Origin of the sequence: Pigmentiphaga litoralis (assembly GCF_013408655.1) — a bacterium.
Classification (GTDB): domain Bacteria; phylum Pseudomonadota; class Gammaproteobacteria; order Burkholderiales; family Burkholderiaceae_B; genus Pigmentiphaga; species Pigmentiphaga litoralis_A.
The window spans coordinates 1201260-1219818 of the sequence record NZ_JACCBP010000001.1 but is presented as its reverse complement, the minus strand read 5'-3'; the positions used below and the strand labels follow the sequence as shown (position 1 = coordinate 1219818).

Here is an 18559-nt window from a genome sequence, read left to right as displayed (position 1 = left end):
ACAAAATACCTGCCGTTCAGTGGTGCTGGTGACCCCCGGCTGCTGCTTTGCCCTGGGTATTGAAGTTGATGGCCTCCACCTTGAAATCGACCTTCACTTCGCCCGCCTTTTCAAAGACCAGCGTGGCCGGAAAGGAGCTGCCCTGTTTCAGGGGGGCCTTCAGCTGCATGAACATGATGTGATAGCCGCCCGGTGCAAATTCCACTGTCTTGCCCGCCGGCACGGCCACGCCGTCGACCTGCCGCATGCGCATGATGTTGTCTGTCGTTTCCATGGTGTGGATTTCGGCCGTGGCCGACACGTCGGACCGCACAGCCAGCAGCTTGTCGTCCTTGCCGTGGTTGTCCAGCTTCAGGAAGCCGCCGCCAGCCGGCTGGCCGGGCACGGTCGCGCGGGCCCAGGGATGGCCGATGTCGATCTCGCCAGCCTTGTAGCCGTGGGCGAAGGCGGAGGTGGTCAGGGTGCCCAGAAGCAGGGCGGTCAGGGTAAAGGTACGCAGCGTCATGATGATCCTGGATGTGTCGAGAGCGGGCAGGCGGTCAAGCCTGCGTGGCAGCGCAAAGGTCGTGGAAGACTCGTAGCGAGTCGCTTACCCCTGGGCTGGCGGGCCTCTGGACAGGAAGGACAGCAGGACCACGCCGGGCGCCGGTACGTCGACAGCCCGTTGCGCAAGCAGGTAGGACAACGTGCGGGCGGTCGCCGCAAGCTCCGGTGCTGGGGGCAGCACGGCGGCCATGGCCCCCGCGATACAGAGCGGGCACATTGCCGCGGTGGTGTCGTGCGACGGTGCAGGCGCGTCTTGCAGCAGGCTTTCCAGCGGCGATCCGGGCGACAGGCAAAATGCGGCCGGAATCGTGGTTCCCGCTGCCTGGCCTTGCGTCAGACCACCCCCTGACATCGCATGCGCGGCCGGCAGCAGCACGTGCATCAGCGCGGCAAGCAGTGCCAGCCAGGCCACGCGACGAACGGACGGGAGGGTCGTCAAGGCGATCTGCGGGATGCTGGTTTCCGGGCCGCTGCCGGAATCAGAAGCTTTCGGTCGACGTGAACAGGCCGACGCGCAGGCCTTCGGCCGTGTAGATCTCGCGGCCATCCACGCTCATCGACCCGTCGGCAATGCCCAGTACCAGCGAACGGTTGATCGTGCGCTTGATGTCGATCCGGTACGTGACTTTCTTGGCGGTCGGCAGCACCTGGCCAACGAACTTCACTTCACCGGATCCCAGCGCGCGGCCGCGCCCGGGATTGCCTTGCCAGCCCAGGTAGAAGCCCAGCAGCTGCCACATCGCATCCAGGCCCAGGCAGCCCGGCATGACGGGGTCGCCTTCGAAGTGGCAGGCAAAGAACCAGAGGTCAGGCGTGATATCGAGCTCGGCGACGATCTCGCCCTTGCCGTGCTTGCCGCCCTGGTCCGAGATGTGGACGATGCGGTCGATCATCAGCATGTTGCCGGCGGGCAGTTGCGCATTGCCCGGGCCGAACAACTCGCCGCGGCTGCAGCTCAACAGTTCTTCGGTGGAGTAGGCGCTTTGTTTGAGATGAGGCATGAAGAAGTCTGGTAATGGAAAAAGTGGCCGCCGGGGCGGTCGCAGGCAAGGATGATAACCGGAGTGGCATGCCGGTCGCCTTGGGGCTGACCCGCGGACCCGCATGGCGCCAGGGGAATCGGGTCGCCAAAATAAAAAAACAGGAGCCCGTTGGAGCTCCTGTTTCGTGTACTGCCTGCAGTTTACCCCGGACCTGACGGGCAGGCCGGCGGGGCAGGGACCGCATTAATCCATCAGGTCAGCCGGGACCTTGCCGCCATTGGCGGCAAGCTTGTTCATGACCTGCTTGTGCAGCCAGATATTCATGGCGGCCGAATCCGACGTGTCGCCGGAATAGTGCAGTTCCTGGGCCAGTTCCTTGCGCGATTGCAGGCTGCTGTCCAGTTGCAGGAGTTTGAGCAGATCGACGATCGACGTGCGCCAGTTCAGCTTTTCACCTGCCTGTTGCGCCTTGCCGTCCAGAATGGATTCCACGTCCACTTGCGACATGGCGGCCGGGGCGGCTGCGGTGCCCGGTGCGGGCGAGCCCACCGGCGCCGAACCTACGGGCGGGGTGCCTGCCGGGGCGGCGCCGTCGGCTGGATTGTCAGCTGCGTGCGACGAAGGAAAAATCTTGCTGAAGATGTTGCTCAGAATACCCATGGCTTGCCTCTGTGTTCTAGGTGGAATGATTCGGGAAACGTCGATCGCCAACTTGGTGGATGCGAGTCGACCTGCGTTCACCGAAACAGTAGGGCAAGGGCAAGCGGATGGGTGTGTGGATGTATTACGGATGGAAAGCCTAGCGTACAGACGCCAGAAACGTTACAGGCGTCGGAAGAATATCGACACCAGGAACATCGTCAATGCCAGGACCATCTTCGACGGCACGAACAAACCCGACGCCGGAAACAATTCCCACGGCCGAATACAGTTCCAAGGCGGCAATTCCCACGGCCCAATTCCCGCGGCCACAATCCCCATGGCCACAATTCCCACGGCCCAATTCCCACGGCCAAAAACAAAAAAACCGGGCATCACCCTAAGGTGACACCCGGTTCTCTTTATTCTGGCTCCCCGACCTGGACTCGAACCAGGGACCTGCGGATTAACAGTCCGTCGCTCTACCGACTGAGCTATCAGGGAATTGCTTGGCAGCGCTGCATTTCAGGTTCAAACTGCTGAAAACGATTTGCTTGAAGCGAGCCCGTTATTCTATATCAATAAAAAGCGGGTTTGCAAGCGGCTGCCATTTTCAAATCAAATTATTTGAGGACGGCGGCAATACCATCGGCCACGGCGTCGATATTGCGCGAGTTCAGCGCAGCCACGCAGATGCGGCCCGTGCCAATGGCATACACCGCGTGTTCTTCGCGCAGGCGATCCACCTGGTCGGCGGTCAGGCCCGAGTACGAGAACATGCCGCGCTGCTTCAACACGAAGTCGAAGTTGCGTTCGACGCCTCGGTCTTTCAGCTTCTGCACCAGCGCCTTGCGCATGTCGCGAATACGATCGCGCATGCCGGCCAGTTCGGTTTCCCATTCGGCGCGCAGCTCGGGCTGACCCAGCACGTGGGCCACGACCGTGCCGCCGTGAGTGGGCGGGTTGGAATAGTTGGTGCGGATCACACGTTTCAACTGGCTCAGCACGCGCGCGCTTTCTTCGCGATTGGCGGCGACCAGGGTCAACGCGCCCACGCGTTCGCCATACAGCGAAAACGACTTCGAAAACGACGAGCTGATCAGGAAGGTTAGGTTGGCGTCGGCAAACAGACGCACCGCGGCAGCGTCGGCGTCGATGCCATCACCAAAACCTTGGTAGGCGATGTCCAGGAACGGGACCAGACCGGTTTCCTTCACCGCGGCCACGACTTGATGCCACTGGTCCACCGTCAGGTCGACCCCCGTCGGATTGTGGCAGCACGCGTGCAGAACGACCACGGTGTTGGCCGGGTAGCTGCGCAGCGCGGCGAGCATGCCGTCAAAATCCACGCCATGGGTGGCGGCATCGTAATAGGGGTAGTTGACGACTTCGAAACCGGCGCCTTCGAACAGTGCGCGATGGTTTTCCCAGCTGGGATTGCTGATGGCGACCTTGGCGCCCGGCAGCAGGCGCTTCAGGAAATCGGCGCCGACTTTCAGCGCGCCGGTGCCGCCCAGGCTCTGCGCCGTCAATGCACGGCCTTCGGCGATCAGGGGCGAATCCGCACCCAGCAACAGCTTCTGCACCAGCTGGTTGTAGGCCACGATGCCTTCGATCGGCAGATACCCGCGCGCCGCAGCCGCTTCGATGCGCGCCAGTTCCGCTTTGCGGACCGCGCCCAGAAGGGGAATCTTCCCTTCGTCGTTGTAGTACACGCCAACGCCAAGGTTCACCTTGTTGCTACGGGTGTCAGCATTGAATTGTTCCGTCAGCCCGAGGATAGGGTCGCGGGGAGCCAGTTCTACGGCGGCGAAGAGCGAGGTCATGTAAAGCGTCCGTTGCGCGTGGGGTTGTCGTTGAAGAGTGCTACAGGGATAATGGCGGGTTGGTCGTCAGCCGGGAAAGCACGGTGCCGGCACTTGAAAGTGGCGGCTTCGGGCCCAAGTTCCATTAAAGCCAGTCGGAATGAGCGAAGCTCGGGACAGGCCAGGTAAAGCTGGGGTCAGGCCGAGTAAAGCCTGAGTAGCCCGATAAAGCCTGAGCAGCCCGAGTAAGCCCGATCCAAGCTCGCAAAAGCTTGAAACCCGATCCAATCTGTTGGCGGTCCGGGTTCGACGCCGATGATGACATTCGGCACTACCGTTTCCAGTCCGCTTTTCCGTCCGTTTTCCATCTGTTCGGCCGCATGGCATCGATCCGTTGCAGGGACATCAGTCCTGTAGATCCAGTACCTGTACATCTACTACCTGTACATCCAGTACTGATGGATCCGATGCCTTGCTTTCCGACGCATTCACCCTCTGGCTCACGCGGTCGGGGAACTCCCACCCGTTTTTCCTGCCGAAGTTTTCCAGATGAAACAAGAGTCTAGCATGCAGCCTGTGTCGCTCGAGAAAGCAAACGCCCTCGTTGAAGCCGGTTTTGACGTCGCCGAACCGCTGCCCGAGGCGCTTCCCGGCGCCGCTTCGGATGGCACGGGCTTTGAGCCCGGCTTTGTCACGTACGACGGCAGTCCCTTCCAGTTGTACCAACCGTACCGGCCGGCCGGCGATCAGCCGACCGCGATCGATGGCCTGTGCCAGGGCATCGAAGATGGCCTCGTCTACCAGACCCTGCTGGGCGTGACGGGGTCGGGCAAGACCTACACCATGGCCAACGTGATTGCCCGCATGGGCAAGCCGGCGCTGGTGCTCGCGCCGAACAAGACGCTGGCCGCGCAGCTGTACGCCGAAATGCGTGAGTTCTTTCCGCGCAATGCCGTCGAATATTTCGTCTCGTACTACGACTATTACCAGCCTGAAGCGTACGTGCCCACCCGCGATCTGTTCATCGAAAAGGACTCGTCGATCAACGAGCACATCGAACAGATGCGGCTGTCCGCCACCAAAAGCCTGCTGGAACGGCGCGACACCATCATCGTGGCCAGCGTGTCGTGCATCTACGGTATCGGCAACCCGAGTGACTACCACTCGATGGTCATGCTGCTGCGCACCGGCGACAAGCTCGGGCAGCGCGAGATCATCGGCCGCCTGGTGGCCATGCAGTACACCCGCAACGACACCGACTTCACGCGCGGCGCCTTCCGGGTACGCGGTGAACTGATCGACATCTTTCCGGCGGAACACGCCGAACTGGCGCTGCGCGTCACGCTGTTCGACGACGAGATCGAGACCCTGGAACTGTTCGATCCCCTGACCGGCCGCGTGCGCCAGAAGATTCCGCGCTTCACGGTGTTTCCCGGGTCGCACTATGTGACCCCGCGCGCCACGGTCGTGAACGCGATCGAAACGATCAAGGCCGAGCTGCGCGAACGCTCCAAGCAATTCGTGGACGCCGGCCAGCTGATCGAAGCGCAGCGCATTGAACAGCGGACCCGGTTCGACCTCGAAATGCTGCAGGAACTGGGTTTCTGCAAGGGGATCGAGAACTACTCGCGCCATATGTCCGGGGCACGGCCGGGCGATCCGCCCCCCACGCTGATCGACTATCTGCCGCAAGACGCCCTGATGATCATTGACGAAAGTCACGTCACGATCGGGCAGGTGGGCGCCATGTACAAGGGCGACCGGTCGCGCAAGGAAACCTTGGTCAACTACGGTTTCCGGCTGCCGTCCGCGATGGACAACCGGCCGCTCAAGTTCGAAGAGTTTGAAGGCAAGATGCGCCAGACGATTTTTGTCTCGGCGACGCCGTCCAACTACGAAAAAGAGCACGCCGACAATGTAGTGGAACAGGTGGTGCGGCCGACCGGCCTGGTTGACCCGGTGGTGGAAGTGCGTCCGGCCTTGAACCAGGTCGACGACGTGCTTGGCGAGATCCATGCGCGGGTCGCCCAGGGCGATCGTGTGCTCATCACCACGCTGACCAAACGGATGGCGGAAGACCTGACGGACTTTCTGGGTGAGCACGGCGTCAAGGTGCGCTACCTGCACTCGGACATCGACACCGTGGAACGCGTCGAAATCCTGCGCGATCTGCGCCTGGGTACCTTCGACGTGCTGGTGGGCATCAACTTGCTGCGAGAGGGCCTGGACATTCCGGAGGTGTCCCTGGTGGCGATCCTGGACGCCGACAAGGAAGGCTTCCTGCGGTCGGAACGCAGTTTGATACAGACCATCGGCCGGGCCGCGCGTAACCTCAACGGCCGCGCGATCCTGTACGCGGATCGGATGACCGATTCGATGGAGCGCGCGATCGGCGAGACCCAGCGCCGGCGGGAAAAGCAGATTCTGTTCAACACCGAACACGGCATCGTGCCGCGTGGGGTGAAGAAGGAAGTGCGGGATCTGATCGACGGCGTATACGCGCCGAACGGCGACCAGGAGGCCTTGAAACTGTCGGTGGAAGCCGCCAAGTTCGAAGCCATGGGCGAAAAGCAGATCAGCAAGGAAATCAAGCGTCTTGAGAAAGCCATGCTCGAGCATGCCCGCAACCTGGAATTCGAAAAGGCGGCCCAGGCGCGTGACCAGCTGATGACGCTCAAGCAGCGGTTGTTCGGGGCGTCCGGCACGCAGGCGGATGCCGAGGCCATGGGTAGCGCGGCTTCCTGATCGGGCCGCCGGCAAGGCTTGGGACCCCTGGTCTGATTCGTGCTGAGAGGCTCGCCAAACCGATGTTGCGACGCAGGTCGGTGGTGCACCATAACGGTGCAATTGGACTAGGCGGAATTCGTACACGGCATGTACCACACTTGTGCATGGGACGATGGAAAATAGCTATTTCATCGATAAATATTGCGCAAGTGTTTGATTTTCAAAGAATTTTCATCGCTTCGGCGTTTTGCACGCTTTTAAAAAAAGCTTGAACTGAGCGGGGTTTTCCCGCACACTTTCGGACATGATGACGAAGGTACTCTTTGTGTGCATGGGCAACATCTGCCGCTCGCCGAGCGCAGAGGGCGTGTTTCGCCGTTTGGTGAAAGATGCCGGTCTTTCAGACGTTGTCCGAATCGAATCGGCCAGCACCCACGCTTTCCACATCGGAGAGCCGCCTGATGCACGGGCGCAAGCTGCAGCCCGCAAACGCGGTTACGACATTACGGATTTTCGTGCGCGACAGATTCGCCCCGACGACTTCCGCGAATTCGACATGATCCTGGCGATGGATTGGGACAACCTGGCGCTGTTGCAGCAGCAGGCTCCAAAGCAGTATCAGCACAAGCTGATGCTGTTGATGCGCTTCGCCAATGAATACGAAGAAGCAACCGTTCCCGATCCGTACTACGGCGGGCCGGAAGGCTTTGCGAAGGTGCTCGATTATATCGAAGACGCCTGCCAGGGCCTGCTTGAAGTCGTTCGCAAGCGCGCAACCCAGTATCAGGCTGCCTGATCGGGCTTGATTGCGCCCTTACTGTCCCAGTGTTTCAACCTGCGCAGGTTTCTCTGCCTGTCTCAAGGCAGCGCGATCCCTTGCCAGGTTGCCCTCAACACCGCGTATCGACGCGGTGTTTTTACGTCCGGCCCACGGTCTGCGGCGCTCTCCAGCCCATCGATTCACGTAATCCCTAGCAAATCGTTCGGGAATTAGGTATACTTGACCAAATCGTTAGGGATTGGTGCTTTCAACAGGTTCCCGGTCCCAGCGCGCGAAGGATAGACTTCAGGGGTCCTGGATGCGACTTACCACCAAAGGGCGTTTCGCCGTCACGGCAATGATCGACCTGGCCTTGCGCCAGCACAGCGGGCCAGTCACCTTGTCCGCGATCAGCCAACGGCAGAACATCTCTCTCTCTTACCTCGAACAGCTGTTCGGGAAGCTGCGCCGGCATGAGCTGGTCGACAGTATGCGCGGGCCGGGCGGCGGATACTCCCTTGCCAAGCTGGCGCGCCACGTCACCGTTGCCGACATCATTTTCGCCGTGGACGAACCGCTCGACGCGACCGACTGCGGCGGCAAGCAGGACTGTACCCGCGGCAATGATGGCAAATCGGGCAAGTGCATGACCCATGAACTCTGGGCCACGCTCAATCGCAAGATGGTGGAGTACCTCGACTCCGTGTCGCTGCAGGATCTGGTTGATCAGCAGCGCATGCGCGAGTTGCACGAGGCAAACGCGGCCAAGTCCGTGCTGCTCGATCGCCGCACCGGCGCTCCCACCGAATCAACTGCCGCGCTGTAAGCGCACTCCGGCCACGCAGGCCAGGGTTACGTAATAAGGTAAAGACGTCATGATCAAAACACCGGTATATCTCGATTACTCCGCAACGACGCCCGTGGACCCCCGTGTGGTCGACGCCATGGTGCCTTGGCTGTACGAACACTTCGGCAACCCTGCCTCGCGCAGCCATTCGATCGGCTGGGAAGCAGAACAGGCCGTGGAAAACGCACGCAAGCAGGTGGCCGACCTCGCCAATGCCGATCCGCGCGAAATCGTCTGGACGTCGGGCGCCACCGAATCGATCAACCTCGCCCTGAAGGGCGCGGCGCATTTCTACAAAGAGCGTGGCAAGCACATCATCACGCTCAAGACCGAGCACAAGGCGACGCTGGATACCTGTCGCGAACTGGAACGCCAGGGTTTCGAGGTCACCTACCTCGACGTGCAGGAAAACGGTCTGATGGATATCGAGTCGTTCAAGGCCGCACTGCGTCCCGATACGGTCCTGGTGTCCATCCTGTTCGTGAACAATGAAATCGGCGTGATCCAGGATGTCGCCCAGATCGGCGAGATCTGCCGCAGCAAGGGCATCGTGTTCCACGTCGACGCGGCGCAGGCTTCGGGCAAGGTCCAGATTGACCTGCAGACGCTCAAGGTCGACCTGATGTCGTTCTGCGCCCATAAAACATACGGTCCGAAGGGCATTGGCGCGCTGTATATCCGCCGCAAGCCGCGTATCCGTATCGAAGCGCAGATCCACGGTGGTGGCCATGAACGCGGGTTCCGTTCGGGCACGCTGGCCACGCACCAGATCGTCGGCATGGGCGAATGTTTCCGTCTGGCCAAGGAAGAAATGGCCATCGACAGCGACCGGGTCCGCATGTTGCGGGACCGTCTGTGGGCCGGCCTGTCGACCATTGAAGAGGTCTACCTCAATGGCGACATGGAACAGCGCGTTCCGCACAACCTGAACGTCAGCTTCAATTATGTCGAGGGCGAGTCGCTCATCATGGCCGTGAAAGACATCGCGGTGTCGAGCGGTTCGGCCTGCACGTCCGCCAGTCTGGAGCCGTCGTACGTGTTGCGTGCCCTGGGCCGCAGCGACGAACTGGCGCATAGCTCGATCCGTTTCACGATCGGCCGTTTCACCACGGTCGAAGACATCGATTTCACCATCGAATTGCTGCGCAGCAAGGTCGGCAAGTTGCGCGAAATGTCGCCCCTCTGGGAAATGGCCCAGGAAGGCATCGACCTCAATTCGGTGCAGTGGGCTGCACACTGATCTAGGAGATTCATCATGGCATATAGCGAAAAAGTCATCGATCACTACGAAAACCCCCGCAACGTCGGTGGTTTCGAGAAGGGCGACAGCTCGGTCGGCACCGGCATGGTCGGCGCGCCCGCCTGTGGCGACGTCATGAAGTTGCAGATCAAGGTCAACGAAGCCGGCATCATCGAAGATGCCAAGTTCAAGACCTACGGCTGCGGTTCGGCCATTGCTTCCAGCTCGCTCGTGACCGAGTGGGTCAAGGGCAAGACGCTGGACCAGGCGATGGAGATCCGCAACACGCACATCGCGCAGGAACTGGCCTTGCCGCCGGTCAAGATCCACTGCTCGATCCTGGCCGAAGACGCCATCAAGGCGGCGGTCGACGATTACCGTACCAAGCACGGTACGAACTGATAGGTGAGGAAGCCATGTCGGTATTGCTGACCGAAAGCGCAGCCCGTCACGTAAGCCGTTATCTGCAGAAACGCGGCAAGGGCATCGGGCTGCGGCTGGGCGTGCGTACCACCGGGTGCTCAGGCCTGGCCTACAAGCTCGAGTATGTGGATGAAAGCGCGCCCGAAGACCAGGTCTTCGAAAGCCAGGGTGTGAAGGTGTTTGTCGACCCCAAAAGCATGCCGTATCTGGCAGGCGTGGAACTCGACTACACCCGGGAAGGCCTGAACGAAGGGTTCAAGTTCAACAACCCGAACGAAAAGGCATCCTGCGGCTGCGGCGAGTCGTTCACGGTCTGATGCAGACAGATCCGGATCACTTCGAGTTGCTGGGCGTGCCCGCCACCTTTGCGTTGGACCGCGCCGCACTCGACGCCGCCTGGCGCGACGTGCAGGCCCGGGTGCATCCCGACCGCCACGCTTCGGGCACCGCGCAGGAACGGCGGGTCGCCATGCAGTGGGCGTCGCGCGCCAATGAGGCCTACCGCACGCTGCGGTCGCCCTTGTCCCGCGCGCGCTACTTGTGCGAGCGCGCCGGCGTCGACCTGCAGGTCGAGACCAACACTGCCATGTCCACCGGGTTTCTGATGCAGCAGATGGAGTGGCGCGAGGCCCTGGACGATGCACGCGCTTCGCGCAAGCAGGACGCTTTGGACCACCTAGCCGCCGAACTGGCCGCCGAACGCGATACCATGGCTCGTCGAGTGGGCGAATTGCTGGATGTCGAGCACGACTACACGACTGCCGCCGCGCGGGTGCGCGAGTGGATGTTCATAGAAAAATTCTCCGAAGAGATCGATGCAGTTGCCGATGCTCTTGCGGATTCACACTGAGAAGAACGTAAACGCATGGCGCTTTTGCAGATAGCCGAACCTGGCATGTCCGAAGCCCCCCACCAGCGCAGGCTGGCGGTGGGCATTGACCTTGGGACCACCAACTCGCTCGTGGCCTCGGTACGCAATGGCGTGGCCGAAGTGTTGCGCGACGAGGCGGGCGAGGCCCTGCTGCCTTCTGCCGTGCGCTATCTGCCTGACGGCGCCGTGCAGATCGGACGCAAGGCGCTGGCTGCGCAAACGATCGACCCGCACAACACGCTGGTGTCGGTCAAACGGTTCATGGGCCGCGGCCTGGCCGACGCGCAAAAGCTGAATGTGCCGTATGACTTTATTGACGCGCCGGGCATGGTCAGGATCCGCACGGTGCAGGGCGATAAAAGCCCGGTCGAAGTGTCGGCGCAGATCCTGGCCAAGCTGCGCCAGCAGGGCGAAGACGTGCTTGGCGACGATCTGGTTGGCGCCGTGATTACCGTGCCTGCCTACTTTGACGACTCGCAGCGCCAGGCCACGAAAGATGCGGCCAAACTTGCGGGCCTGAACGTCTTGCGGCTGCTGAACGAGCCTACCGCTGCGGCGATCGCCTACGGGTTGGATAACGCCGCCGAGGGCTTGTACGCCGTCTATGACCTGGGTGGCGGCACGTTCGATATTTCGGTGCTCCGGCTGTCGCAAGGCGTGTTCGAAGTGATCGCAACGGGCGGCGACACCGCGCTGGGTGGCGACGATTTCGACGCGGCCATTGTGACGTGGATGTCCGAAAACTGGCATCTGACCGCCCTGATTCCCGAAGACCAGCGCGCCTTGCTGGTGGCGGCCCGGACCCTGCGTGAAGCCTTGTCGTCGGCGGACCAGGCCGACATCAGCCTGACCCTGTCCACCGGCTATTCGCTGGCGGTGCAACTGACCCGCGAGCGCTTCGAAGCCCTGGCCCAGCCGCTGGTGGCACGCACCCTGACCAGCGCCAAACGCGCCTTGCGCGATGCCGACCTGACCGTGGCCGACGTGAAGGGCGTGGTCATGGTGGGCGGCGCAACGCGCATGCCCATCGTGCAGCAAAAAGTAGGCGAACTGTTCGGCACGACGCCGTTGACCAATCTCGACCCGGACCAGGTCGTTGCGCTGGGCGCCGCCATGCAGGCGAACCTGCTGGCAGGCAACCGCGCGGCTGGCGACGAATGGCTGTTGCTGGACGTGATTCCTTTGTCGCTCGGGCTTGAGACCATGGGTGGGCTGGTGGAACGTGTCATCGCACGCAACAGCACCATTCCCGTCGCCCGCGCACAGGAATTCACGACGTTCAAGGACGGCCAGACCGCCATGGCGATCCATGTGCTGCAAGGCGAACGCGAACTGGTGGCGGATTGCCGCTCACTGGGCCGCTTCGAACTGCGGGGCATTCCTCCGATGGTGGCTGGCGCGGCACGGATCCGCGTGACCTTCCAGGTCGATGCCGACGGACTGCTGGGCGTCACCGCGCGCGAACTGAGCGCAGGCGTGGAAGCCTCGATTTCCGTCAAGCCGTCGTACGGCCTGAGCGATGACGAAGTCGCCGCCATGCTTGCCGATGGCATGAACGGCGCCGATACCGACATGCAGGCGCGCAGTCTGCGTGAACAGCAGGTCGAGGCGATGCGCCTGGTGGAATCGGTGCGCGCGGCCTTGGCCGCCGATGCCGATCTGCTCGACGCCGACTCGGTGGCCACCATCCACACGCGTCTGGATGAAGCCGAGCAGGCCTCGCGCGAAGGCGACAGCGATGCCGTCCGCGCCGCGGTCGACGCGCTGTCCGCCAGTACCGAAGATTTTGCCGCCCGCCGCATGGATCGCAGCATCCGCGCCGCGTTGGCGGGCCGTCGTATCGACGAAGTCGTCTGATTTGCCCATTTCCAGGTTTTTTTGATCATGCCCAAGTTAACGGTGCTTCCGCATCCCCAGCTCTGCCCACAAGGCGCCGTCCTTGAGGCGCCCCAGGGCGTCTCGATCTGCCGCCTGCTGCTCGACAACCATATCGAGCTCGAGCACGCCTGTGAGCTTTCCTGCGCCTGCACCACCTGCCATGTCATCGTGAAGGAAGGGTTTTCTTCACTGCCCGAAGCCACCGACAGTGAAGAAGACATGCTCGACAAGGCCTGGGGCCTGACGTCCACGTCGCGGCTGTCGTGCCAAGCCGTCGTGCAGGACGCCGACCTGACCATCGAGATCCCCAAGTACACGATCAATCACGCGAGCGAAAACCACTGACATGCTCTGGTCCGATACTTTTGAGATTGCGGCGGCATTGGTCGAGCAGCATCCCGATGTCGAACCGCAGTTCGTGCGATTTACCGATCTTCATCGCTGGGTCACGGAACTTCCGGGTTTTGCCGATGATCCCACCCGGTCGAACGAAGGCATTCTTGAAGCGATCCAGATGGCCTGGATCGACGAAATCTAGCGCTTTCCCGTCACAACACGCCGGGGAAGCGTCATTGAGCTTCAACTGCGTGGGCTGCGTGTCCACCGTCAACACGCGTGGGGAGCGCCATGACTTTCAGATTGCGGGATAGACGACGACGCCGATCCGGACCCGTACGGACCACCGGTGCGATGGCCCCGACCCTGGCATTGGCTTTGACCGTGGTCCTGGCCGGCTGCGCGCCGGCGATCTCGCTCAAGGAAGATCCGCCTGCCCGTTCGCCGCACGCGACAACCACGACACAAGCATCCATCCAGGACCCGGCCAGGGCGTCTGGCAAGGTCTACTACGCCACCAGCACGGCGGCCACGCCGCCCGACTACGCCGCCGCCGCGCGTGATGCGGCGGCCCGTGATGCGACGTCTGCCGCGGTCGCCTTTCCCGTGGCCGAACCCGGGGTCGACTCGCCCGTGGCGCCTGCGCCCCAGTGGAATCCCGATGCCGACGGCGGGGTGGCCGATGCCTGGGGCAGCCAACGCTACGGCCGGTCCACCGCCATGCGCAAGTCCGACTTCGAATTCGAACAGAAGCTGGACGACACCTGGTCGATCAAGCAGTCCCTGCGCTACGGCCGCCCCAGCACCGAGCAGGGCAATGGCCTGACGCCCGAGTCCTTGCGCGCGTCCGACGACGGCTTGCTGCCCGGCCTGGGAACGTTCAACCTCGGCACGCACGCCATGGGGAAGTTCACCACCGTCCGCCTGCAGCACCAGTTCAAATTCGGCTTTGATTATCTGAAGGCTCGAGATATCTACGAGACGCGGGTCGCGCTCGCGCCCTCACTGGATATTTTCGACCCGGCCTACGGCGCTGCGGTGGGTGGTCCCCGCGCCGTGGCCCAGGCCTATGCCGAAAAGCGTCAGCTGGGTCTGTTCGTGCAGGATCAGGTCACGTTGGACAAATGGACCATGTCGCTGGTCGGCCGGCGGGATCAGCTGACCAATCGCACGATCGACCTGGGCGCGAATACGTCGGATGCGGTGCTGCTGAACAACGAAACCGTCAGCGGCCGCATCGGCCTCAAGTACCAGTTCGACAACGGCCTGGCGCCGTACATGAACTACTCGAACACGTACGCGCCCGTGGGCGGCAGCGAATTCACGTCGACGGCCAGCCAGCAGTACGAAACGGGTGTGCGGTACGTGCCGGATATTTTCGGCAAGGTCACGACGCTGTCGGCGTTCAACCAGATCCAGAACAACTCGCAAACCACCGACACCGGCGGCGGGTGCGGGCTGGCGGGCTGCCAGGCCTGGGCGGAATTGCGCGTGCGCGGCGCCGCCGTCGAAAGCAAGCTGCAGCCCTTGCCAAACCTGCGCGTGGTCGCCGCCTACATGGTCACCAATTCGTCGGTCATGAATACGTCCGACGACGCCTACAGCGCCATGCTGGCCAACCGTTTCCCGACCGTGAGCGAACAGCAGGTGTCGGTACGCGCCAAGTATGCGGTGGACCGCGGCAGCTTTGCCGGGCTGTCTCTGGATGGCCGGGTAGGGCACACGGGCGCAAGCTATGGCTATGCCGGCCGGTCCAGCGACATCGCGCCGTCCTACATGCTGGTTGATGCCGGGGTGAATTACGACTTTGGCCGCTTGTATTCCGAGCTGAAAGGTCTGCAGTTCCGCGCCAGCGCAAGCAATCTGCTGGACAAGGGCTACGTGGCCTACTGCTATACCGATAGCTGCTCGGTGGGGGCGGGGCGGTCGGTGTCGGCGATCGTGAATTACCAGATGCCGTGGCCGTGACCGTGATGTGAACGCGCCGTCATCGGCCAGCAAAAAGGGGTGTCTGCCTGGTCAGGCTGACACCCCTTTTTTTCGCCTCTTTTGTCGCGATCAGTCCTCGCGGCGCATGTGCGGGAACAGGATCACGTCACGAATGCTGGCGCTGTCGGTGATCAGCATGACCAGGCGGTCGATGCCGATACCGCAGCCGGCGGTGGGGGGCATGCCGTATTCCAGCGCGCGGATGTAGTCGGCGTCGAAGTACATGGCTTCTTCGTCGCCGGCGTCCTTGGCTTCCACCTGCTTGCGGAAGCGGTCGGCCTGGTCTTCGGCATCATTCAGCTCCGAGAAGCCATTGCCGATTTCGCGGCCCATCATGAACAGTTCGAAGCGTTCCGTGACGCCCGGGCGATCGTCCGAACCGCGAGCCAGCGGCGAGACTTCAACCGGGTAGTCGATGATGTAGGTGGGGCTCCACAGCTTGGACTCGGCCGTCTCTTCGAACAGGGCGAGCTGCAGGGCGCCGATGCCGGCACGGGCCAGTTGCGGGCCTTCCACGTGGGCGCCCAGCTTCTTCAGTTCGGCGCGCAGGAAGCTTTCGTCCGCCAGCTGTTCATCGGTATAGCCTTCGGCGTACTTCTGGATCGCACCGGTGATGGTCAGGCGATCGAAGGGCTGGGCCAGGTCAATTTCGCGGCCCTGGTACATCAGGGTCGCGCTGCCGGTCACGTCGATGGCGACCTGGCGCAGCAGGCCTTCGGTAAAGTCCATCAGCCAGGTGTAATTGCCGTAGGCCGCGTAGAACTCCATCATCGTGAATTCAGGATTGTGACGCGGGCTGACGCCCTCGTTGCGGAAGTTGCGGTTCAGTTCGAAGACGCGTTCGAACCCCCCCACGATCAGCCGCTTCAGGTACAGCTCGGGTGCGATGCGCAGGAACATTTCCATGTCCAGCGCATTGTGATGGGTCGTGAACGGCTTGGCCGACGCGCCGCCGGGAATGGCATGCAGCATAGGCGTTTCGACTTCCAGGAAGCCGGTGTCGATCATGTATTTGCGGATCGAGGCAACCACCTTGCTGCGGCCGATGAAGGTCGCCCGTGTGGACTCGGTCATGATCAGGTCGACATAACGCTGGCGATAGCGCATTTCCTGGTCGGCGATGCCGTGGAACTTGTCGGGCAGCGGACGCAGCGACTTGGTCAGCAGGCGCAGTTCGACCGCGTGGATCGACAGTTCGCCCTTGTTTGTCTTGAAAACATTGCCGCGCACGGCCACGATGTCGCCAATGTCCCAGTGCTTGAAAGCGTCGTAGATTTCGGGGCCGACGCTTTCCTTGCTCAGGTAGATCTGGATGCGGCCGGTGGCGTCCTGCAACGTGATGAAGCTGGCTTTGCCCATGACGCGCTTGAGCATCAGGCGGCCGGCCACGCTGGCGGTCACGGCAAGCGCTTCGAGCGCTTCCTTTTCCTTGTCGTCGTAGGCGGCGTGCAGCGGTGCGGCGCGGTCGGCGGGCACGAAGTCGTTCGGGAAGGCGGGGCCCGCTTCGCGCAGACGCGCGAGCTTGGCGCGCCGTTCCGCGACGATCTGGTTTTCGTCCTGGGGGACGGGCTCGGGGGCGGTTGGCCGGGTATCGGTCATGGTGGGCTTGAGTCAGTAATTACGGATGTCGTCGATCTCGGTCTGGCCGAAATCGTCGCGTTCCAGGTAGGCGACGATGCGGGCGGCCACGTCGTCGGGCGACGACAGCTGGCCGGTGGCATGCATCGCCTTGAAATTGTCGAGCGCGGGAAAGGCCTCGGGCTGGCTGGCCCGGATCCGCGCCTGCATGGGGGTGTCGATCACGCCAGGCGCCAACGACACGATGCGCACGCCGGTGTCGCCCTGTTCGAGCTTGACGCTGCGCGTGTACATGTCGATGGCCGCCTTGGTCGAACAGTAGACACTCCAGCCGGCCATCGGCTTGCGTCCGGCGCCCGACGAAATGTTCAGCACGCGGCGATCGGCACGCAGACCCGCCGTCGCCGCAATGAAGCGCGAGGTCAGCAGCATGGGCGCCGCGACGTTGAGTGCCAGCGCCTGGGCGATATCGTCCTGGCGCAGCGTGCCCGACGGGCCGATGGGATCGACCGTGCCGGCGTTGTTGATCAGACAGTACCGGTCGGCATTGCGTGGCAAGGTTGCGAACAGGCGGTCGATGGCTCGCGTGGTTTCGGCGGCATCGGTCAGGTCGGCCGGATGCTGCTGGACCACGGTGCCATTGGCCGCGGCATGCGCGTCGAGCTTGGTGTGCTTGTGGCGCGAGAGGGTGGCAAGGTGGGTGCCGGGGCGGCATAAGGCCAGCGCCAGCGCGGCGCCGAGGCCCCGCGACGCGCCGGTCAGGATGACGAGGGTGCCGCCCGTGGCACCGTAGGTCGCGGTCCTCACACGCCGTGCTTCAGGCTGGCCTGGATGAAAGGATCCAGATCGCCGTCGAGCACCTTCTGCGTGTTCGAGATTTCGACGTTGGTACGCAGGTCCTTGATCCGGCTCTGGTCGAGCACGTAGGAACGGATCTGATGACCCCAGCCCACATCGGTCTTGGAATCTTCCAGCTTCTGCTGTTCGGCCATGCGCTTGCGCATTTCGAGTTCGAACAGGCGCGACTTCAACATCTGCATGGCTTCGGCGCGGTTGCGGTGCTGCGACCGGTCGCTCTGGCACTGCACGACGATGCCGGTCGGAATGTGCGTCATCCGCACCGCCGAATCGGTCTTGTTGATGTGCTGACCGCCGGCGCCCGACGCGCGGAAGGTGTCGACGCGCAGGTCGGCCGGATTCACTTCGATCTCGAAGGAATCATCGATCTCGGGATACACGAACACGCTGGCAAACGACGTGTGGCGGCCGCCCGACGAGTCGAAGGGGCTTTTGCGGACCAGGCGGTGCACGCCGGTTTCGGTGCGCAGGTAGCCGAACGCGTATTCGCCTTCCATCTTGATGGTGGCGGACTTGATCCCGGCGACTTCGCCTTCGGACTCTTCCATGACTTCGGTCTTGAAGCCCTTGCGCTCGGCGTACTTGAGGTACTGGCGCAGCAGAATGGACGCCCAGTCCTGCGCTTCGGTACCACCGGCGCCCGACTGGATGTCGACGAAACAGTTCAGCGGATCCGCCGGATTGTTGAACATGCGGCGGAATTCCAGGCCTTCGACTTTGGCTTGCAGCGCGGCGGTATCGGATTCGATCGATGCGAGCGTGTCGAAGTCGTCATCGCCACGGGCCATCTCGAACAGCTCACTGGCGTCGGCCAGGCCGGTCGTCAGTTCACGGATCGTGTCGACAATGGTTTCCAGGGACTTTTTTTCGCGGCCCAGTTCCTGGGCGTGCTTGGGGTCATTCCAGACTTCCGCGCTTTCCAGCTCGGCGTTTACAACGTGCAGGCGTTCATCTTTGACATCGTAGTCAAAGATACCTCCGGAGATCCTGAGTGCGCGCACTCAGGTCCTGCAGTCGTGCTTCGAGCTGGTTCAGGCGTTCTGCTTCCATGGTCTTCCTATGCAATTATTTCGACGTAA

At 62.3% G+C, this 18559-nt stretch carries 19 protein-coding genes and 1 tRNA gene; 11 read left to right on the top strand and 9 right to left on the bottom strand.

Features of this window, described 5'->3' with window-relative positions:
* Positions 1-16: 16 nt before the first annotated feature.
* The 6 genes from HD883_RS05410 to HD883_RS05385 form a co-directional block, all read right to left on the bottom strand.
* On the bottom strand, positions 17-505 hold the full coding sequence (locus HD883_RS05410; protein WP_179587476.1) for a copper chaperone PCu(A)C: 489 nt from the start codon (positions 503-505) through the stop codon (positions 17-19).
* Positions 506-589: 84 nt separating this feature from the next.
* Positions 590-985, bottom strand: coding sequence for a DUF2946 family protein (locus HD883_RS05405; RefSeq protein WP_179587477.1), 396 nt, complete (start codon positions 983-985; stop codon positions 590-592).
* A gap of 40 nt (positions 986-1025) precedes the next feature.
* The gene (gene fabA, locus HD883_RS05400; RefSeq protein ID WP_179587478.1) at positions 1026-1547 is read right to left on the bottom strand and encodes a 3-hydroxyacyl-[acyl-carrier-protein] dehydratase FabA; all 522 of its coding nucleotides are present in this window, start codon (positions 1545-1547) and stop codon (positions 1026-1028) included.
* A 225-nt stretch (positions 1548-1772) separates the two neighbouring features.
* Complete coding sequence (locus HD883_RS05395; RefSeq protein WP_179587479.1) at positions 1773-2189, bottom strand: DUF3597 domain-containing protein; 417 nt, start codon at positions 2187-2189, stop codon at positions 1773-1775.
* 407 nt (positions 2190-2596) lie between these two features.
* A tRNA-Asn gene (locus HD883_RS05390) sits at positions 2597-2672 on the bottom strand.
* Positions 2673-2791: 119 nt separating this feature from the next.
* Complete coding sequence (locus tag HD883_RS05385; protein WP_179587480.1) at positions 2792-3994, bottom strand: amino acid aminotransferase; 1203 nt, start codon at positions 3992-3994, stop codon at positions 2792-2794.
* Positions 3995-4540: 546 nt separating this feature from the next.
* On the opposite strand from HD883_RS05385, the gene uvrB reads away from it, so the two are divergent.
* The 11 genes from uvrB (at position 4541) to HD883_RS05330 (ending at position 15023) form a co-directional block, all read left to right on the top strand.
* Positions 4541-6718 carry an excinuclease ABC subunit UvrB gene (gene uvrB, locus HD883_RS05380; RefSeq protein WP_179587481.1) on the top strand — a complete coding sequence of 726 codons (2178 nt, stop codon included), beginning with the start codon at positions 4541-4543 and terminating at the stop codon, positions 6716-6718.
* Between the two features lie 286 nt (positions 6719-7004).
* A complete protein-coding gene (locus tag HD883_RS05375; RefSeq protein ID WP_179587482.1) occupies positions 7005-7496 on the top strand; it encodes a low molecular weight protein-tyrosine-phosphatase in 492 nt (163 codons plus the stop codon).
* Positions 7497-7779: 283 nt separating this feature from the next.
* Positions 7780-8286, top strand: coding sequence for a Fe-S cluster assembly transcription factor (locus tag HD883_RS05370; protein ID WP_179587483.1), 507 nt, complete (start codon positions 7780-7782; stop codon positions 8284-8286).
* Between the two features lie 49 nt (positions 8287-8335).
* Complete coding sequence (locus tag HD883_RS05365; protein WP_179587484.1) at positions 8336-9547, top strand: IscS subfamily cysteine desulfurase; 1212 nt, start codon at positions 8336-8338, stop codon at positions 9545-9547.
* Positions 9548-9562: 15 nt separating this feature from the next.
* Positions 9563-9949 (top strand): Fe-S cluster assembly scaffold IscU, encoded by a 387-nt coding sequence (iscU, locus tag HD883_RS05360; protein WP_179587485.1) that lies wholly within the window; start codon positions 9563-9565, stop codon positions 9947-9949.
* Between the two features lie 14 nt (positions 9950-9963).
* Positions 9964-10287, top strand: a complete 324-nt coding sequence (gene iscA / locus HD883_RS05355; protein WP_179587486.1) for an iron-sulfur cluster assembly protein IscA — start codon at positions 9964-9966, stop codon at positions 10285-10287.
* Positions 10287-10820: a Fe-S protein assembly co-chaperone HscB gene (hscB, locus tag HD883_RS05350; protein WP_179587487.1), complete on the top strand. Its 534-nt coding sequence runs from the start codon at positions 10287-10289 to the stop codon at positions 10818-10820. Before iscA ends, hscB begins: the two co-directional genes overlap by 1 nt.
* A 15-nt stretch (positions 10821-10835) precedes the next feature.
* Positions 10836-12698 (top strand): Fe-S protein assembly chaperone HscA, encoded by a 1863-nt coding sequence (gene hscA, locus HD883_RS05345; RefSeq protein WP_179587488.1) that lies wholly within the window; start codon positions 10836-10838, stop codon positions 12696-12698.
* A gap of 27 nt (positions 12699-12725) precedes the next feature.
* On the top strand, positions 12726-13064 hold the full coding sequence (gene fdx, locus HD883_RS05340; protein WP_179587489.1) for an ISC system 2Fe-2S type ferredoxin: 339 nt from the start codon (positions 12726-12728) through the stop codon (positions 13062-13064).
* 1 nt (position 13065) lies between these two features.
* On the top strand, positions 13066-13257 hold the full coding sequence (iscX, locus tag HD883_RS05335) for a Fe-S cluster assembly protein IscX (protein ID WP_179587490.1): 192 nt from the start codon (positions 13066-13068) through the stop codon (positions 13255-13257).
* A 152-nt stretch (positions 13258-13409) separates the two neighbouring features.
* On the top strand, positions 13410-15023 hold the full coding sequence (locus HD883_RS05330; protein WP_179587491.1) for a TonB-dependent siderophore receptor: 1614 nt from the start codon (positions 13410-13412) through the stop codon (positions 15021-15023).
* Positions 15024-15113: 90 nt separating this feature from the next.
* Here HD883_RS05330 and lysS read toward each other — a convergent pair whose 3' ends face one another.
* The 3 genes from lysS to prfB all read right to left on the bottom strand — a co-directional run bounded on the left by lysS (position 15114) and on the right by prfB (position 18530).
* Positions 15114-16643, bottom strand: coding sequence for a lysine--tRNA ligase (gene lysS / locus HD883_RS05325; protein WP_179587492.1), 1530 nt, complete (start codon positions 16641-16643; stop codon positions 15114-15116).
* A gap of 12 nt (positions 16644-16655) precedes the next feature.
* A complete protein-coding gene (locus HD883_RS05320; protein ID WP_179587493.1) occupies positions 16656-17429 on the bottom strand; it encodes an SDR family oxidoreductase in 774 nt (257 codons plus the stop codon).
* Positions 17426-18530 (bottom strand): peptide chain release factor 2 gene (gene prfB / locus HD883_RS05315; protein WP_179587494.1). Its coding sequence is split into 2 segments (ribosomal slippage): positions 17426-18448 and positions 18450-18530, totalling 1104 coding nucleotides; the frame shifts between segments, so codons are not numbered across the junction. The genes HD883_RS05320 and prfB overlap by 4 nt, the downstream gene beginning before the upstream one ends.
* Positions 18531-18559 lie beyond the last annotated feature (29 nt).

Coding starts and splice junctions, on each gene's coding strand:
- iscU (WP_179587485.1), top strand. CDS start 9,563: ATGGCATATAGCGAAAAAGTCATCGATCACTACGAAAACCCCCGCAAC.
- HD883_RS05370 (WP_179587483.1), top strand. CDS start 7,780: ATGCGACTTACCACCAAAGGGCGTTTCGCCGTCACGGCAATGATCGAC.
- HD883_RS05330 (WP_179587491.1), top strand. CDS start 13,410: ATGGCCCCGACCCTGGCATTGGCTTTGACCGTGGTCCTGGCCGGCTGC.
- HD883_RS05395 (WP_179587479.1), bottom strand. CDS start 2,189: ATGGGTATTCTGAGCAACATCTTCAGCAAGATTTTTCCTTCGTCGCAC.
- iscX (WP_179587490.1), top strand. CDS start 13,066: ATGCTCTGGTCCGATACTTTTGAGATTGCGGCGGCATTGGTCGAGCAG.
- HD883_RS05375 (WP_179587482.1), top strand. CDS start 7,005: ATGATGACGAAGGTACTCTTTGTGTGCATGGGCAACATCTGCCGCTCG.
- HD883_RS05410 (WP_179587476.1), bottom strand. CDS start 505: ATGACGCTGCGTACCTTTACCCTGACCGCCCTGCTTCTGGGCACCCTG.
- fdx (WP_179587489.1), top strand. CDS start 12,726: ATGCCCAAGTTAACGGTGCTTCCGCATCCCCAGCTCTGCCCACAAGGC.
- uvrB (WP_179587481.1), top strand. CDS start 4,541: ATGCAGCCTGTGTCGCTCGAGAAAGCAAACGCCCTCGTTGAAGCCGGT.
- fabA (WP_179587478.1), bottom strand. CDS start 1,547: ATGCCTCATCTCAAACAAAGCGCCTACTCCACCGAAGAACTGTTGAGC.
- hscA (WP_179587488.1), top strand. CDS start 10,836: ATGGCGCTTTTGCAGATAGCCGAACCTGGCATGTCCGAAGCCCCCCAC.
- HD883_RS05365 (WP_179587484.1), top strand. CDS start 8,336: ATGATCAAAACACCGGTATATCTCGATTACTCCGCAACGACGCCCGTG.
- lysS (WP_179587492.1), bottom strand. CDS start 16,643: ATGACCGATACCCGGCCAACCGCCCCCGAGCCCGTCCCCCAGGACGAA.
- iscA (WP_179587486.1), top strand. CDS start 9,964: ATGTCGGTATTGCTGACCGAAAGCGCAGCCCGTCACGTAAGCCGTTAT.
- HD883_RS05385 (WP_179587480.1), bottom strand. CDS start 3,994: ATGACCTCGCTCTTCGCCGCCGTAGAACTGGCTCCCCGCGACCCTATC.
- hscB (WP_179587487.1), top strand. CDS start 10,287: ATGCAGACAGATCCGGATCACTTCGAGTTGCTGGGCGTGCCCGCCACC.